At 65.8% G+C, this 15634-nt stretch carries 14 protein-coding genes; 9 read left to right on the top strand and 5 right to left on the bottom strand.

Annotation, left to right across the window (positions count from 1 at the left end; all coding sequences use genetic code 11):
* Positions 1-438: 438 nt before the first annotated feature.
* Complete coding sequence (locus B2X67_RS17505) at positions 439-1263, top strand: AraC family transcriptional regulator (protein ID WP_286786276.1); 825 nt, start codon at positions 439-441, stop codon at positions 1261-1263.
* Positions 1264-1381: 118 nt separating this feature from the next.
* On the opposite strand, the gene B2X67_RS17500 is transcribed toward B2X67_RS17505, so the two are convergent.
* Entirely contained in the window at positions 1382-1969 is a 588-nt protein-coding gene (locus B2X67_RS17500) for a LysE family translocator (RefSeq protein ID WP_286786275.1), read from the bottom strand.
* Positions 1970-2247: 278 nt separating this feature from the next.
* On the opposite strand from B2X67_RS17500, the gene B2X67_RS17495 reads away from it, so the two are divergent.
* Positions 2248-3516 carry a DUF445 domain-containing protein gene (locus tag B2X67_RS17495; RefSeq protein WP_286786274.1) on the top strand — a complete coding sequence of 423 codons (1269 nt, stop codon included), beginning with the start codon at positions 2248-2250 and terminating at the stop codon, positions 3514-3516.
* Positions 3517-3531: 15 nt separating this feature from the next.
* Here B2X67_RS17495 and B2X67_RS17490 read toward each other — a convergent pair whose 3' ends face one another.
* On the bottom strand, positions 3532-3885 hold the full coding sequence (locus B2X67_RS17490; protein ID WP_273232814.1) for a YkgJ family cysteine cluster protein: 354 nt from the start codon (positions 3883-3885) through the stop codon (positions 3532-3534).
* 191 nt (positions 3886-4076) lie between these two features.
* On the opposite strand from B2X67_RS17490, the gene B2X67_RS17485 reads away from it, so the two are divergent.
* The 4 genes from B2X67_RS17485 to B2X67_RS17470 all read left to right on the top strand — a co-directional run bounded on the left by B2X67_RS17485 (position 4077) and on the right by B2X67_RS17470 (position 10727).
* A complete protein-coding gene (locus B2X67_RS17485; RefSeq protein WP_286786273.1) occupies positions 4077-6548 on the top strand; it encodes a TonB-dependent receptor in 2472 nt (823 codons plus the stop codon).
* A gap of 183 nt (positions 6549-6731) precedes the next feature.
* Positions 6732-7124, top strand: coding sequence for a GFA family protein (locus B2X67_RS17480; protein ID WP_286786272.1), 393 nt, complete (start codon positions 6732-6734; stop codon positions 7122-7124).
* 305 nt (positions 7125-7429) lie between these two features.
* On the top strand, positions 7430-10222 hold the full coding sequence (locus tag B2X67_RS17475; protein WP_286786278.1) for a PAS domain-containing hybrid sensor histidine kinase/response regulator: 2793 nt from the start codon (positions 7430-7432) through the stop codon (positions 10220-10222).
* An 82-nt stretch (positions 10223-10304) separates the two neighbouring features.
* Positions 10305-10727, top strand: coding sequence for a thiol-disulfide oxidoreductase DCC family protein (locus B2X67_RS17470; RefSeq protein WP_286786271.1), 423 nt, complete (start codon positions 10305-10307; stop codon positions 10725-10727).
* Positions 10728-10740: 13 nt separating this feature from the next.
* Here the strand turns inward: B2X67_RS17470 and B2X67_RS17465 are convergent, their stop codons facing one another.
* Positions 10741-11652: a LysR family transcriptional regulator gene (locus B2X67_RS17465; protein WP_286786270.1), complete on the bottom strand. Its 912-nt coding sequence runs from the start codon at positions 11650-11652 to the stop codon at positions 10741-10743.
* An 84-nt stretch (positions 11653-11736) separates the two neighbouring features.
* On the opposite strand from B2X67_RS17465, the gene B2X67_RS17460 reads away from it, so the two are divergent.
* Entirely contained in the window at positions 11737-12552 is an 816-nt protein-coding gene (locus B2X67_RS17460; protein WP_286786269.1) for an NAD(P)H-dependent oxidoreductase, read from the top strand.
* A 25-nt stretch (positions 12553-12577) separates the two neighbouring features.
* On the opposite strand, the gene B2X67_RS17455 is transcribed toward B2X67_RS17460, so the two are convergent.
* Together B2X67_RS17455 and B2X67_RS17450 are read right to left on the bottom strand one after the other, a co-directional pair.
* Positions 12578-12856, bottom strand: coding sequence for a LasR-specific antiactivator QslA (locus tag B2X67_RS17455; RefSeq protein WP_286786268.1), 279 nt, complete (start codon positions 12854-12856; stop codon positions 12578-12580).
* A complete protein-coding gene (locus B2X67_RS17450; RefSeq protein WP_286786267.1) occupies positions 12856-13110 on the bottom strand; it encodes a hypothetical protein in 255 nt (84 codons plus the stop codon). The genes B2X67_RS17455 and B2X67_RS17450 overlap by 1 nt, the downstream gene beginning before the upstream one ends.
* A 578-nt stretch (positions 13111-13688) precedes the next feature.
* On the opposite strand from B2X67_RS17450, the gene B2X67_RS17445 reads away from it, so the two are divergent.
* Positions 13689-14165: an AAA family ATPase gene (locus B2X67_RS17445; RefSeq protein ID WP_286786266.1), complete on the top strand. Its 477-nt coding sequence runs from the start codon at positions 13689-13691 to the stop codon at positions 14163-14165.
* A complete protein-coding gene (locus B2X67_RS17440; RefSeq protein ID WP_286786265.1) occupies positions 14119-15426 on the top strand; it encodes an ATP-dependent nuclease in 1308 nt (435 codons plus the stop codon). The genes B2X67_RS17445 and B2X67_RS17440 overlap by 47 nt, the downstream gene beginning before the upstream one ends.
* Positions 15427-15634: the final 208 nt, after the last annotated feature.

Genomic DNA, 15634 nt, shown 5'->3' with positions numbered 1-15634 from the left:
GGTGCGCCATGCGCACCGCGAGCGGCCGGACGGGCATCCATCGGTGCGCACGGCGCACCCTACGGCAGGCGCACAACCCTCTCGCCACTGATAAAGCGCCTGCCCGGAACCGCCTCGGTCGAAGCCTCTGCGCCGGCGCCGCCGCCTGAACGTAGGGTGCGCCATGCGCACCGCGAGCAGCCGGACGGGCATTCGTCGGTGCGCACGGCGCACCCTACGGCAGGAGCACAACCTCCTCGCCACTGATAAAGAGCCTGCCCGGCAACCACCCCGGTCGAAGCCTCCGCGCCGGCGCCGCCGCCTGAACGTAGGGTGCGCCATGCGCACCGCGAGCAGCCGGACGGGCATCCATCGGTGCGCACGGCGCACCCTACGGAAAGCACAACCTTCTCGCCACTGATAAAGTGCCTGCCCGGCAACCGCCGCGCAGGTGCCCCAATGACCACCCTCCTTCCCAGCGATCAGCCGCGCTTCTGGCGCGATGACGCACTGCCCTTCATCGAAGCCCGCTCGGTCGAGGACGGCCGCAAGGTCTGCTACGCGGCGCACTCGCACGCCTTTTTCTCCATCGGCGCGGTCACGGCCGGGAGCTGCACCTATTTCAACGGCAACGCCCGCGAGCCCATCGAGGCCGGCTGCGTGGTGCTGATGAATCCGCAGGCGGTGCACGCCTGCAACCCGGTCGACGGGCAACCCTGGTCGTACCTGATGTTCTACGTGGACGCCGCCTGGCTCGGCGCGTTGCAGGGCGAGCTGGGCGCCAGCGCCGAGGGCACCTTCGCGCCGTTCGCGGCGATCCTCAGCCGCGATCCCGCGCTGTTCGCCGCCCTGACCGGGCTGCACGCCACGCTACTCGACGAGCAGGCCGACACGTCGCACAAGCAGGGCGCGATCGTCGAATTCTTCGGACTGTTGCAGCGCACGCTGGCACCGCGCCCGGCGGCCGTGGACGAGGAACCCGCGCAACTGGAGCGCGCCGCGCAGTTCATCGACGCCCACTGCACCGAGGCGCTGACCCTGGAAGCCATCTGCGCGGCGGCCGGGCTGTCGCCGTCCTACCTGATCCGCCGCTTCAAGCGCCGCTACGGCATGACGCCCCACGCCTACCTGCTCAACCGTCGCATCCAGCGCAGCCAGCAGTGGTTGCGCCAGGGCCGCGGCCTGGCCGAGGTGGCGCTGGACGCCGGCTTCGCCGACCAGGCGCACTTCCAGCGTTCGTTCAAGCGCCATCTCGCGGCGACACCCGGCCAGTACCGCGACTGAAAGGGATCGCCAAGAACGCAGGCGAGGCCGTCAGCGCCCGGCAAAAACAGGCGCAAAGCACCGTTCACGAACGACGTGACGACAACGCAGGTCGTTTTTAGAAGTGCCCGGAGCGCCCTCAGCCCTCCAGCAGATACAGGGCGCTGCCCGCCAGCAGCAGCGCCATCGTCCGGTTGAGCAGGCGCACCCGCGCCGGATGCTGCAGGTGCTGGTGCAGCAGGCTGCCGGCCAGGCCCCAGGCGCCGAGCGAGACATAGCAGATGACGAAGTACAGCGCGGCGAACAGCCAGACCCGCGTCAGCTCGCCGTCCGCCGCGAACAGCCCCATGCCCGCCACCGACGCCAGCCAGGCCTTGGGATTCAGCCACTGCATCAGCGCTCCGGTCCACAGCGACGGCTGCGCAGCCGGCCGTTCCGTGCCGAGCTGGCCATCGTCGCGTGCCAGCCGCCAGGCCATGTACAGCAGAAAGGCGACGCCGCCCCACTGGATGCCGACCATCAGCAGCGGCGCGCGCTGCAGCACCTGGTAGAGCCCGAGGCCGATCAGCAGCAACAGCAGGGTGAAGCCGAGCGTGGCGCCGGTCACGTGTCGCAGGCTGGCGGCGAAACCGTACCGGGCGCCGCAGTTCAGGGCCACCAGATTGACCGGGCCGGGGGTGATGGAAGAGGCCAGCGCGAAGGCGGCCATGGACAGGTAGGGAGTCATCGCGATCTCTGCAGCAGGGAACCAGTGCTGCAGGCTAGGGATCGCCTCCTGCGGGGTATTGAAGGAAATTACCCTGCACGCACCGCCCGGCGAACGCCGGGCAGGTCGCGGCACTCTTTTATCAGGCAAGCTGCCGACCACCATAATGCGGTTCACACGGTCGCCCGCACTGGCTCCCCTCTCCCATTGATGGGAGAGGGACTGGGGGAGAGGGCCGGAAACACCGCGAAACGGTCGGCCCTCCCCTCTCCCCAACCCTCCTTCGAGCGAGGACATCCATGAGCCGTCTGCTGCACACCTGGCAATCCCCGGTCGCCCGCATGAAGCTGCTGGCCGGGCTTCTCCTGCTGCTCGCCGCCGCGCTCTATGCGCTGGCCACCGCGATGCAGGCGCGACACCCGGCCTGGGGCTATCTGGCCTCCTTCGCCGAGGCGGCGATGGTCGGTGCCATCGCCGACTGGTTCGCGGTCACCGCGCTGTTCCGCCGCCCGCTCGGGCTGCCGATTCCGCACACCGCGATCATCCCGCGCAGCAAGGCGCGCATCGGCCGCAAGCTGTCGGACTTCATCACCACGCACTTCCTCGCCACCCCGATGGTGCTGGCCAAGCTGCAACAGCTCGACCTCGGCGGCCGTCTCGCCGACTGGCTGCGTCATCCGGACAACGCCGGGATGGTCGGTCGCCAGTTGATCGGCGTGGCGCGCTTCGGCGTCACCGCGCTGCGCGACGAACCGGTACGCGACTTCGTCCAGCGCAAGCTGGTCGACCGCCTGCGCGCCGTCGACCTCGCGCCGGCGTGCGGCAGGCTGCTCGAACTGCTCACCGCCCAGGGTCGCCACCAGGCGGTGCTCGACGAGGGCCTGGTGCGCCTGCACGGGCTGCTGCGCGACGACGACACCCGCGCGCTGATCGCCCGCACCATCACCTCGGAAGTGCGCACGCTGCGCTACCTGGGGCTCGGCAAGAGCGTCGGCAACTGGTCGGCGAACAAGCTGGTGGATGGCATCTCCTCGCTGATCGCCGAGGTCGCCAACGACCCGCAGCACCTGCTGCGCAAACGCTTCGACGAACACGTCGCGCTGTATGTCGAGCGCCTCAAGCACGATCCGCAGTATCGCCTGGAGGTGGAACGCCTCCTCGCCCAGCTGCTCGAACACCCGGCCACCACCGCCTACCTGCAGCAGCTCTGGCAGGCGCTGGTGCAGTGGCTGCAGGACGACCTGGACAGCGACGACTCGCGCATCGGCCGGCGCATCGTCCGCCTGACCCAGGGCCTCGGCGAATCACTGGCCGCCGACGCCGCCATGCGCGCGTGGATCAACCAGCAGGCCATGGCTGCCGCGCCGGAGCTGCTGGAGCGCTACCGCCGGCAGATCGGCGACTACATCGCCGATCGCGTGGAACAGTGGGAAAGCCGCGAACTGGTGACGCAGATGGAACAGAGCGTCGGCAAGGACCTGCAGTTCATCCGCATCAACGGCACCCTGGTGGGCGGACTGGTGGGCCTGGTGCTGCACGCGCTGACGCAACTGGCGGCGCGTTTCTAGCCCGCGCGGAGGCGGCTAGACCAGCACCTGCCGGGTGGTCGCGATCAGCCGGTGCACCTGGCGCTCGACGTGCGCCTCGGTGGGGGTTTCCGGACCGCGCCCGCGCGGGCACGGCAGGCTCGCGGTGGTGCCGAACAGGCGGCAGATCAGCGGGCGCTGGTCGTACACCTGGCAGCCCTGCGGGCCGAGGTGCACGCAGTTGAACTCGGCCAGCGCGGCATCGTGGTCGGCGTCGCTGCGCACCGGCAGGCGCGCCATTTCCTCGGACGACGCGGTGACCGGCCCGCAGCAATCGTGACAACCGGGCACGCAGTCGAAACGCGGAATGCGCTGACGCAGCTGGTCGATCTTGCGGTCGGTACAACTCATCGATGCTCACTCGGAACGTGCGGAACGCGCATGGTACACCCCCGCGCCCTGCCGGCCCCGCCGGGCACGGCTGTCGATCGCCACCAGTACCTAGGTACAGCCGCGCCGGACCCAACGGAGGATTTTTTCCCGAGCCTGCCGCCGCTCTAATGGCACGCATCCGCCATTCCTATAAAAACACCGGAGCCGCCATGCGCACCTCGATCACCCTCGCCCTGGTCATGGGCAACGCCTGCGTGCTGCCGCTCGCCATGGCCGCGGACGCTCCCGCGCCCCTTGCCCTCGAACCCATGGCCGTGATCGGCACCCTACCCTTGCCGTCCTTCGCCACGCCGTCTGACAGCGTCGCCGCGCCGCTGCAGGCATTCGATGCCGAGGACCTCGCCCGCAGCCAGTCGCTGGGGCTGGCCGACTTCCTCGACCGCCAGGTCGCCGGCGTCTACCTCAACGAGATCCAGAACAACCCGCTGCAGCCGGACATCAATTACCGCGGCTTCACCGCCTCGCCGCTGCTCGGCACGCCGCAGGGCCTGTCGCTGTACGTTGACGGAGTGCGCATGAACCAGCCGTTCGGCGACGTGGTCAGCTGGGACCTGATCCCCGAGAACGCCATCGCCAGCGCGCAACTGATGCCCGGCAGCAACCCGCTGTTCGGCCTGAACACCCTGGGCGGCGCGCTCGCGGTGCAGACCAAGGACGGCCGCGCCTATCCCGGCGGCGCCCTGCAGGCCACGCTCGGCTTATACGGGCGGCGGATCGGTGAAGGGGAATACGGCGGCAGCCAGGGCGCCTGGGACTGGTTCGTCGCCGGCACCTGGTTCGAGGAGGACGGCTGGCGCGACCACTCCGCCTCGGATGCGCAGAACCTGTTCGGCAAGCTCGGCTGGCAGGGCGAAACCACCGACCTGAAGCTGACCTACAGCTTCGCCGACACCGACCTCAACGGTAACGGCATGGTCCCCAGGAGCTTCCTGAGCCGCGACTACGACAGCGTCTACACCCACCCGGACAACACGCAGAACACCGCCAGCTTCCTCAACCTGCAGTGGAACCACGACGTAAGCGACGACCTGAGCCTGTCGGGCAACGCCTACTACCGGCACATCCGCACCGACACCTTCAACGGCGACATCAACGACGAAGCGCTGCCCGAAGGCGTCGGCGAAGCCGGCCAGAACATCCTGCTGACGCCCGGCGCCTACACCACCGCCGCCAACCTCGCCGCCTGCCTCGCGGAACTGGAGCCGGGCGGCGAACCCGGCGAGAAATGCACCGGCGTGATCAACCGCACCGACACCCGGCAAAGCAATGCTGGGCTGTTCGCCCAGGCATCGTTCCGCAACCGCCTGTTCGACCGGGCCAACACCTTCGCCGTGGGCGGCGGCTTCGACTACAGCCAGGTGCGCTTCCGGCAGTCCGCCGAGTTCGGCGCGCTCACCGCCGACCGCGGCATCCTCGGCAGCGGCGTGTATGCCGAGCCCGGCAACGCCTTCAACCTCGACGGCGACCTCGACGACCGCAGCGTCGACCTCGACGGCAACACCCGCACCTGGAGCCTCTACGGCAGCGATACCCTGACTCTGACCGAGGGGCTGAACCTGACCGCCTCGGCGCGCTACAACCATGTCTCGGTGCGCAACCACGACCGCCAGACCCACTACGAACTGGACGGCGACGCGCTGGGCGACGAGATCGACGAGAACGCCTCGCTCAGCGGCACCCACCGTTTCAGCCGCCTCAATCCCGCCATCGGCCTGACCTACGCCTTCACCCCGCGCGTGACCGGCTACCTCGGCTACAGCGAAGGCAGCCGCGCGCCAACCACCATCGAACTCGGCTGCGCCAACCCGGAAGCGCCCTGCCGCCTGCCCAACTCGATGGCCGGCGACCCGCCGCTGGAGCAGGTGGTGACCAAGACCTGGGAGGCCGGGCTGCGCGGCACGCTGGGCGAACACATGCAGTGGAACGCCGGGGTGTTCAGCTCGATCAACGTCGACGACATCATGTTCGTCTCCTCCAGCACCAGCGGCAGCGGCTACTTCGACAATTTCGGCAAGACCCGTCGTCGCGGCATCGAGACCGGCTTCGCCGGCGCCTGGGGCGACTGGACGCTGGGCGCCAACTACACCGTCCTCGACGCCACCTACCGCTCCAGCGAGACCTTCCTCGGCGAAGCCAACAGCAGCGCCGACGACGGCACCCTCAGCGTGAAGCCCGGCGACCGCATTCCGCTGATCCCCCGGCACCTCTTCAAGCTGTCGGCCCGCTACGCGCTCAGCGAACGCCTGAACGTCGGCGGCGATGCCATCGCCCTCTCCGGCAGCTACGTGCGCGGCAACGAGAACAACGACCACCAGCGCGGCGGTCTCTACCAGGGCGGCGGCAAGATCGGCGGCTACACGCTGTTCAACCTCACCACCGACTACCGGATCGATCCGCAGTGGCTGCTGTTCGCCCGCGTCAACAACCTCTTCGACCGCGAATACGCCACTGCCGGCATGCTCGGCGCCAATCCCTTCGACGCGGGCGGCACCCTGCGCACCGACGGCCAGTCGGGCAGCGGCGCGGTCAACGGCCGGCGCAGCGCCAGCGTCGGCGCAACCTTCGTCGCCCCCGGCGCGCCGCGCACCGCCTGGGTCGGCGTGAGGTGGGAATTCCAGTGAGGTAACCCGCTGCGCCTTTGCAGGTGAAGTCCTTTTCGTGGGGGATGGGAGCGTCGGGGGCGCAAACGACTGCCCGCGTGGTCGATATGGCGTATCGACTATCCGCCGAGACGCCCGCCAGCCTATCCAGGCCGACGGGCCGATCGGCCACTCTCAAACCTTCACAGCGAGAGGACACGCAGCATGGATCGATTCACCGGAGGTTGCCTGTGCGGCAACGTCAAACTCGTGGCGTCGGGGCGCCCCTATCGCGTCGGCCTTTGCCATTGCCTGGACTGCCGCAAGTACCACGGCGCGCTCTTCCACGTGTCGGCGATCTTTCCCGAGACGGCGGTGACCGTCGAGGGCGAGACGCGGGACTACCAGGGCCGGGTCTTCTGCCCGCGCTGCGGCTCGTCGGTGTTCTCGCGCAGCGCCGATGAAATCGAGGTGAACGTCGGCTCCCTGGATGCCACCGACCAGTTCACGCCCACCTACGAGAGCTGGGTCGTCCGCCGCGAGTCCTGGCTGCCGCCGTTCCCGCTCGCGCGGCATTACCCGAAGGATCGCGAAGGCAGCGGTCGCTTCGAGGACTAGCCTGGCCCAACTCGCGCAACGCCGCCGCGGCGCCCCGAAAAGACCGGTTATCGGCGGGTGCAAAGCCCGGGGGTTTCTGGTCTGATTGCCGCCATAACAGGTCGCGGATACAAGCCCGCCAGAATGAGTGACGTTGCGTGAGTGGGAACATCCTGAAAGACCTGAGCCGCGAAGCGCTCGAAGCCGAAGTCCTGCGCCTGCGCGCGGCGCTGGAAAAGGCGCAGGCCGACGGCCATCGGCCGACCACCGTCGCTGCGGCGGACCCGGAAGCCTCGCACGACGATACCCCGGCAGAAGCCAGCCACCTGGGGCTCGGCGGCAGCAGGGCTCGCCAGCGCGTCCTCTTCGAAAACTCCATCGACTTCGCGATGATCGTTGCCGACCCGAACGGCGTGATTACCGACTGGAATCCGGGCGCCACGCACCTGCTGGGCTGGACCGCCGAGGAAATGCGCGGCCAGGACGCCACGCGGTTCTTCTTCCCCACCGAGCGGGCTGGCGGCCGGATCGACCCCGAGATTCAGCGCGCGCCGGAAGAACGCTGGCACCTGCGCAAGGACGGCCAGCGCTTCTGGGCCTCCGGCGAGATGATGCCGCTCTACGATGACGACGACACGCATCTGGGCTACGTCAAGATTCTCCGCGACCGCACGCCCGAACACCTGGCCGGGCGTGCCATGGAAGAAACCCAGGAGCGCTATCGCCTGGTGGCCAAGGCCACCAACGATGCGATCTGGGACTGGGACCTGATCGCCAACCACGTGCTCTGGAACGATGCGCTGGAGGACGCCTACGGCCACCGCCTGACGCCGCAGGACATGACCGGCGACTGGTGGATCGCGCAGATCCACCCCGACGACCGCGCACGCATCGACGACTCGATCCACGCCGTGATCGAAGGCGACACGACGAGCTGGAGCGCCGAATACCGTTTCCGCCGCCACGACGGCAGCTATGCCGAGATCCTCGACCGTGGCCATGTGATCCGCAACGACGAAGGCCAGGCCGTGCGCATGATCGGCGCGATGCTCGACCTGACCCGCCTGCGCACCGCCGAGGCGGCGCTGCGGGAGAGCGAGGAGCGCTTCCGGACGATCCTGGAAACCATCGAGTCGGCGTTCGCCATCGTCCAGGTCAAGTTCGATGCCGACGACCAACCGGTGGATTACCGCTTCGTCGAAGCCAACCCGGCCTTCGAGCGCCAGGCCGGCGTGAACCTGCGCGGCAAATGGGTCACCGAATTCGCCCCCGACCTGGAGCGCTTCTGGTTCGAGACCTACGGGCGCGTCGCGAAGACCGGCGAGCCGGCGTCCTTCGAGGGCTACGCGAGGGCCTTCGAGCGCTGGTTCGACGTGCGCGCGGTTCGCGTGGGCGACCCCGCCGACCGGCAGATCGCGATCCTCTTCAGCGACGTCACCGCCCGCTACGCCGCCGAAGACCGCCTGCGCACCAGCGAAGCCGTCGCGCGGCAGAACGTCGAGCGCGTACAGCTCGCCCTCGCCGCCGGCGCCATCATCGGCACCTGGAATTGGGACCTGCCCACCGACTGTTTCAACGTCGACGAAGCCTTCGCCCACTCCTTCGGCATAGACCCGGCTCTCGGTCGCGAAGGCCTCAGCCTCGAACAGGTGATCGCCACCGTGCACCCCGAGGACCGCAACGGCCTGATCGCCGCGATCGACAAGGCCATCGCCCGCGGCGGCGCCTACGCGCATCAGTACCGGGTGCGACGCGCGGACGGCCGGTACTACTGGATCGAGGCCAACGGCCGCGTCGACCTCGCCGAGGACGGCACCCCGCGGCGCTTCCCCGGGGTGCTCATCGATGTGGAGGAACGGCGCTCCGTCGAGGCCGAGCGCGACCGCGCCAACGCCGCGTTGCGCGCGCTCAACGACACCCTCGAGCAGCGCGTGTCCGAACGCACCACCGAGCTGATGCAGGCCGAGGAAAAGCTCCGCCAGTCGCAGAAGATGGAAGCGGTCGGCCAGCTGACCGGCGGCCTCGCCCACGACTTCAACAACCTGCTGGCGGGCATTTCCGGCGCCCTCGACCTGATGAGCGCGCGGATCGCCCAGGGTCGCTGGAACGACCTCGACAAGTACATCGTCACCGCCCAGGGCGCGGCCAAGCGCGCCGCCGCCCTGACGCATCGGTTGCTGGCCTTCTCCCGGCGCCAGACCCTCGACCCGCGACCGACCGACGTGAACGGCCTGATACAGGGTATGACCGAGCTGATCCAGCGCACGGTCGGCCCCGGCATCGTGGTCGATACGCTGGCCACGCGGGACCTCTGGCCGACGCTGGTGGATGCCAGCCAGCTGGAAAACGCCCTGCTGAACCTGTGCCTCAACGCCCGCGATGCCATGCCCGGCGGTGGCCGTATCGTCATCGAAACGGCCAACCGCTGGCTGGATCACGAGTCCGCGGGCGCGCTGGACATGCCCGGCGGCCAGTACCTGGCGCTGTGCGTCAGCGACAACGGCACCGGGATGACGGCGGATGTCATGGCCAAGGCCTTCGACCCCTTCTTCACCACCAAGCCCATCGGCCAGGGCACCGGGCTCGGCCTGTCGATGATCTACGGCTTTGCCAAGCAGTCCGGTGGCCAGGTGCGCCTGCATTCCGAAGTGGGCCAGGGCACCACGATCTCCCTCTACCTGCCGCGCTTCCACGGCGATGCGGGGGAGGACGAGGACGACACCGGCGCGCTGCCGGCGGAGTTCGCCGACGCTGGCGAGACGATCCTGATCGTCGACGACGAGCCGACGGTGCGCCTGCTGCTGACCGAAGTGCTGGGCGATCTCGGCTACACCCTGATCGAGGCGGCGGACAGCCTTTCCGGGCTCAAGGTGCTGCAGTCGGATGTGCACATCGACCTGCTGATCACCGATGTCGGCCTGCCCGGCGGCATGAACGGCCGGCAGATGGCGGACGCGGGACGCGAAACCCGCCCCGACCTGAAGACGCTGTTCATCACCGGCTATGCGGAAAACGCCGCGGTCGGCAATACCCAGCTCGGCCCGCGGATGCAGGTGCTGACCAAACCCTTCGCCATCGACGCGCTCAGCGCCCGGGTGCGCGAGCTGCTGGCCGTGTAGGTCGCCCGGCCGCTCGCGACCTGCCGTACGGTCGCGACGTCCGCCGCGCGCCCATGATCCACCGCGCACACCTGGAGAGCCGATGAAGACCCCGGAGTTTCCGCTGACGCTGTACGTCGACCTGGCCTGCCCGCTGTGCGCCCGCGAGGTGCGCTGGCTGGCCCGCCATGCCCGCCCCGAACGGCTGGTCATGCGCGACATCAGCGCGCCGGACTTCGATGCCGAGGCCAGCGGGCGCAGCCTCCAGCAACTGAGCGAGTGCCTGCATGCGCGCAGCGCCAGCGGCGAATGGCTCACGGGTATCGACGCCACGCTCTGGAGCTGGCGCGCGGCGGGCGTTGGCCGCTGGGCTGCGCCGCTGGCCTGGAAGCCGTTGCGGCCGTTGTTCCTGGCAGGCTACCGGCTGTTCGCCCGCGCCCGCCCGCACCTGGCCTGGTTGCCGCATCCCGACGCCAGCCGGCGCTGCCGGGATGCCTGCCCGACGGACGAACCGCCCGGCCGCTGAGGCAGCGGTTTACCTACACGGCGGCGTCCGCCTCGATGCTCCCCACGATGTGTTCGCGCAGCCAGCGGTGCGCCGGGTCGCGGTGCGAGCGTTCGTGCCAGAGCATGGTCATCTCGTAACCCGGCACCGCCACCGGCGCCTCGACCACGCGCAACGCGGGATTACCCCGCACCAGGCGCCACGGCAGCATCGCCACCAGATCGGTGCCGCATAGCGCCGCGATCACGAAGAGGAAATGCGGGACGGACAGCGCCACCCGGCGCGACAGCCCGGCCGCGGCCAGCGCCTCGTCGGTGACGCCACGAAAGCCGCCGCCGTCCGGGGAGACGATCACCTGATCGAGCTGGCAGAAGCGCTCCAGCGACGGCGCCGTCTGCAACGCCGGATGCCCGGCGCGCCCCGCCAGCACGTAGCGCTCGGCGAACAAGGTGCGGCCGTGCAGTCCGGGCGGCGCGCCTTCCAGGGTGTGGAACGCCAGGTCGACGAGCCCCTGCTCCAGCTGTTTGGCGATACGCGGCGGCACCAGCTCCACCACCGCCAGGCGCGACTCCGGCGCCTGCGCGGCGAACCCCGCCAGCGCCGGCAGGACCAGCGTGGTCTCGCCGTAGTCGGTCGCTGCAAGGCGCCAGGTCTGCTGCGCGGTCAGTGGATCGAACGGCGCCGAGGGTGCCACCGCGCGGCCCAGCGCTTCGAGCGCCTGGCGCAGCGGCTCGCGCAGCTCGTCGGCCTTCGCAGTGGGGCGCATGCCGCGCGGGCCCGGCATCAGCAACGGGTCGCCGAAGAACTCGCGCAGCTTGGCCAGGTGCACGCTGACCGAAGGCTGCGCGAGGTTAAGGCGCTCCGCCGCACGGGTGACGTTGTGCTCGGTGAGCAGCACGTCGAGCGTGAGCAGCAGGTTCAGATCGAGCTTTCTGAGATTGTTCACGGCTATACCAGGGATTTCGGATATTCATTTCCACAATACCGGACGCAAGTTCATCCTGCGCGCATCCGACCGTGGAGCTTTCCGATGAACATCCTTCTGGTATACGCGCACCCCGAACCCCAATCCCTCAACGGCTCGCTGAAGGACTTCGCCGTCCGCCATCTCGAAGCCGCCGGGCACCACGTGCAGGTCTCCGACCTCTATGCCATGCGCTGGAAACCCACGCTGGATGCGGACGACAGCCTGGCGCCGCGAGGTGCGGAACGCTTCGACCCCTCTGCGGACTCGAAACACGCCTTCGACAACGGCCTGCAAAGCCCGGACATCGCCGCCGAACAGGCCAAGCTGCTCTGGGCCGACGCGGTGATCCTGCAGTTTCCGCTGTGGTGGTTCAGCCTGCCGGCGATCCTCAAGGGTTGGGTGGACCGCGTGTACGCCTGCGGCTTCGCCTATGGCGTGGGCGAGCATTCCGACGCCCGCTGGGGCGAGCGCTACGGCGAAGGCAGGCTGGCCGGCAAGCGCGCGATGCTGCTGGTGACCACCGGAGGCTGGGACAGCCACTACGGCCCGCGCGGGATCAATGGGCCGATCGACGACCTGCTGTTCCCGATCCAGCACGGCATCCTCTACTACCCCGGCTTCGACGTGCTGCCGCCCTTCGTCGCCTACCGCACCGGTCGCACCGACGCGGCCCGCTACGCCGCGCTGTGCGAGCAACTCGGCGAGCGCCTGGACACGCTGTTCAGTACCGCGCCCATCGCCTTCCGCCAGCAGAATGGCGGCGCCTACGAGATTCCCGCGCTGACCCTGCGCCCGGAGATCGCACCGCAGCGGACCGGCTTCGCCGCGCACATCCAGGGGCCGGACGAAACACGCGGCGATACCGACGAACGCAGATAGAGGGCCGATCCACGCGGCCGCCCTGCTAGCCCGACGGCAGGCCACCGTCGCCCGGCGAGCGCAATCGCTGGTGCAAGCGGCTGAGAAAGCCGATATCGAACGCCCGGCGCGCCGCCTCGCTCCTCAGCAGGTCACGCTCGGCCAGCATCCCGGCCCACAACCAGCCAGGATTGGGACTCGCCAACCAGGCCTGTGCGCAGTTCGCGCCCAGATCGAAGGCGGCCTGCTGCCTGGCCGGGAGGTTGATTTCGACGCCGGGATGCTCGTCGTGGGCGGCCAGCCGGCACACGCCACGGCGACTCATCAGCCGCCCTCCCTGGCCTGTTCGATGACATTGACCAGCAGCGCCGCCAACTCACGAATGCGCGCCCGTACCTGCCGGATCTCCCTGGCGTCCAGGTACATCATCTGATCGTTTTCCGGCTCGGCGGAGCCGAACTGGCGCAGCAGCAACGCCAGCTGCAGCTCGGCTTCGATCCGGTAGGGATAGTTCTTTTCACGCGCGCCCGCGGCAGGGGTTGGCAGTGAAGGGAAGGCGATGTGGTTCGACTCAGCCACGGCACACCTCCAGAACGAAGGTGATCGATACGACGCAAACAGCGGGGAGGTGCCCGTGCGTAAAAGGGGGATAGCGCATTTTCCTTATGCTCCTTCGTGATTTAAGGAGCCGCGTTCCAACCGTTACCACACGGATGGAGGCGGACCGTGCAAGGGTGGTAAACCGGCTCACGAAGGAATGCCGGCCGAGCCGAAGCCCGCCTCACACGGCCCGCCATAAATGCACGAGAAAACAGCAGGCATAAAAAAAGCGCCTGCTCTCGGCCATAGCGCTACCGCGCCTTCGTGTATTTCCGGGTTACCACACCCAGGCCACGGGATTGACCGTGACCGGCGCACTCTAGCGCGGGGGGTGGGGGTAGGACAAGGAGCTGGAGTTGGGGAGGCAATTTCGACGCGAACGGTAAGGCCTGTTCAGCCGTCTGCCGGCCCTTCGAGAGTCTGATGGTCAATCGACTGGCATGGCGGAGAACGGCCAATAGTGGACCGTTGTGTACAGTCATCCACTGCAGTAGCTTTAGGCTATCTACAGGTGGTGGTTCTCGCCGCTCAGCACAATTTTTATCTCAGAGTCAGACATGCTCAAGTCAGTTACAATCCGTCGATTTAAAAACCTATCAAACGTCGCAATCCCGCTGGAACGCATCAACATCCTTGTGGGTACCAACAATTCGGGAAAAAGTAGCATCCTACAAGGAATTGCTTTTGCCGTAAGTATCGCTCAAACATCTAAACTACAGGGAGAGATCACCACTCTTTCACCTGAGCAATTAATTTACACCCCTCTTCGTGATGTTTCGGCCCTTGCCTTTGGCGGTGACTTAAAACAGAGCAGGCAGCATGCGATTGAAATTCTATTCAATCACGAAGAAGAAGACCAGCAAGGTCGGAGTATTGAGTTGAGCACGGCAGTTGAAATTAGGCGAGGCAAGAACAAAAATATCTCCGTAGGCATCACCGATGGCGGATTGAAGGAAAAAAATTTCTTCTCTAGACAATCAATTTGCCATGTACGTACCCGGCTTGGCCGGAGTCCCAGCCACAGAACCCTATAGGACGCCAGCCGCATTACGAAAAGCCGCTGCCCGTGGTGATGCTAATGCTGTACTAAGAAACATCCTCTGGAGTCTAAGATCTGACAACGACGCCTGGGATGCATTCAGCGAGCATCTTTCTCGCGTTTTCCCGGAAATTATTGTTAACCCAACATTTGATCCTAACGTTGACGAATATGTTGATGTAACAATCGAAAGACAGGGAATCAAGTTGCCTATCGACGCAGCTGGTACTGGTTTTTTGCAAACAGTTCAAATTCTCGCCTACACAGCCAAGTACAAACCCAAACTGCTTCTCTTAGACGAGCCAGATTCGCACATCCACCCCGACAGACAACGCCAGCTAATAAGGCTTCTATCCGAACTAGCGGAGCAGGATGACTTTCAGGTGATTGTGGCTACACACTCTAGGCATCTACTGGATGTCCCCGGCGCCTATTTTCACTGGATGACACAGGGAAGCCGAGTGGATATTGATCCAGACGAAAGCAGTCGGCTTCGTGTGCTAACTGACTTAGGCGCCCTAGATAGCGGCGATAGACTTAAAAATGGAAATATAGATATTGTCTTACTAACAGAAGATAGCGATCAGAAATTCCTCAAAGCACTCATGATTGCTTCAGGTGCAGAGGAAGATAAAGTTCAAATTTGGTCCTACTCGGGCTGTACAAAAATTGATGCAGCAGTGACTTTATGCCGCTTCATTAATGATCACGCACCTGGAACAGAAGTCCTTGTTCACCGTGACAGGGACTATCTGAGAGACGAAGAAATAACCCAAATAAACAATATTTTCTCTGCAAAAAATATCCGAATCTTCCTTACCCAAGGAACCGATGCCGAGTCTCATTTAATAAACATTCAACATATTCGAACATTCTATCCGCAGCTTTCAGAACTCCAAATCAGCCAAGCCATTGATGAAGCCACAGAAGCAGTCAAACAATACTCTATCCAAACCCTTGCCAGAAGCATGTTAAGAGAAGAAAAAGCGAGAAGAAAGGCAAATGGGGACAATGGCGACCCAGATATCGTTGCATTGACAGATCAAGCTCGGGCTGATTTTGCTACGCACCCTGAGAGATGGAGGCACGGAAAGAAAACTTTCGGCCATATGAAGTCAAAACTCCAAGCATTACTTGGAGAAAATCCAAACATCGTTCGTCCTTCAGAAAACATAGCCGTTGAACTTCTTGCTGAAGCTATTAATGCAGCTCGAGATCGACGAGGAGGAGGAGACCAAGCAGGCGATCAAGCCTGAACATTGAAAGTATCGGAGTAGCTATATTTTTTGACTTGATAGATACGACTGGCGGGGCCTGCCAGATGCAGCAAGTAGCCTAGTTATCCGCACGCTGCAAACCGCAGTGCAGCTTTCCGGCCCTGCGCAACTTTGAGAACGTCGTAAGGTGGACAACGTTTTTTTGTCCACCAGATTCATCGACAGGCAGCAAGTAGACTGTTTACTC

It is taken from the genome of Pseudomonas sp. UBA3153 (assembly GCF_002364635.1).
In the GTDB taxonomy this organism is placed as follows: Bacteria; Pseudomonadota; Gammaproteobacteria; order Pseudomonadales; family Pseudomonadaceae; genus Pseudomonas_O; species Pseudomonas_O kuykendallii.
The sequence above is the reverse complement of the archived record's forward strand: the minus strand, read 5'-3'. Positions and strand labels throughout refer to the sequence as shown.

Excerpts from the sequence above, each read along its gene's own strand:
- B2X67_RS17470 (WP_286786271.1), top strand. The coding sequence starts at position 10,305 with ATGAAGACCCCGGAGTTTCCGCTGACGCTGTACGTCGACCTGGCCTGC.
- B2X67_RS17485 (WP_286786273.1), top strand. The coding sequence starts at position 4,077 with ATGCGCACCTCGATCACCCTCGCCCTGGTCATGGGCAACGCCTGCGTG.
- B2X67_RS17500 (WP_286786275.1), bottom strand. The coding sequence starts at position 1,969 with ATGACTCCCTACCTGTCCATGGCCGCCTTCGCGCTGGCCTCTTCCATC.
- B2X67_RS17455 (WP_286786268.1), bottom strand. The coding sequence starts at position 12,856 with ATGAGTCGCCGTGGCGTGTGCCGGCTGGCCGCCCACGACGAGCATCCC.
- B2X67_RS17445 (WP_286786266.1), top strand. The coding sequence starts at position 13,689 with ATGCTCAAGTCAGTTACAATCCGTCGATTTAAAAACCTATCAAACGTC.
- B2X67_RS17460 (WP_286786269.1), top strand. The coding sequence starts at position 11,737 with ATGAACATCCTTCTGGTATACGCGCACCCCGAACCCCAATCCCTCAAC.
- B2X67_RS17480 (WP_286786272.1), top strand. The coding sequence starts at position 6,732 with ATGGATCGATTCACCGGAGGTTGCCTGTGCGGCAACGTCAAACTCGTG.
- B2X67_RS17505 (WP_286786276.1), top strand. The coding sequence starts at position 439 with ATGACCACCCTCCTTCCCAGCGATCAGCCGCGCTTCTGGCGCGATGAC.
- B2X67_RS17490 (WP_273232814.1), bottom strand. The coding sequence starts at position 3,885 with ATGAGTTGTACCGACCGCAAGATCGACCAGCTGCGTCAGCGCATTCCG.
- B2X67_RS17440 (WP_286786265.1), top strand. The coding sequence starts at position 14,119 with ATGTACGTACCCGGCTTGGCCGGAGTCCCAGCCACAGAACCCTATAGG.
- B2X67_RS17495 (WP_286786274.1), top strand. The coding sequence starts at position 2,248 with ATGAGCCGTCTGCTGCACACCTGGCAATCCCCGGTCGCCCGCATGAAG.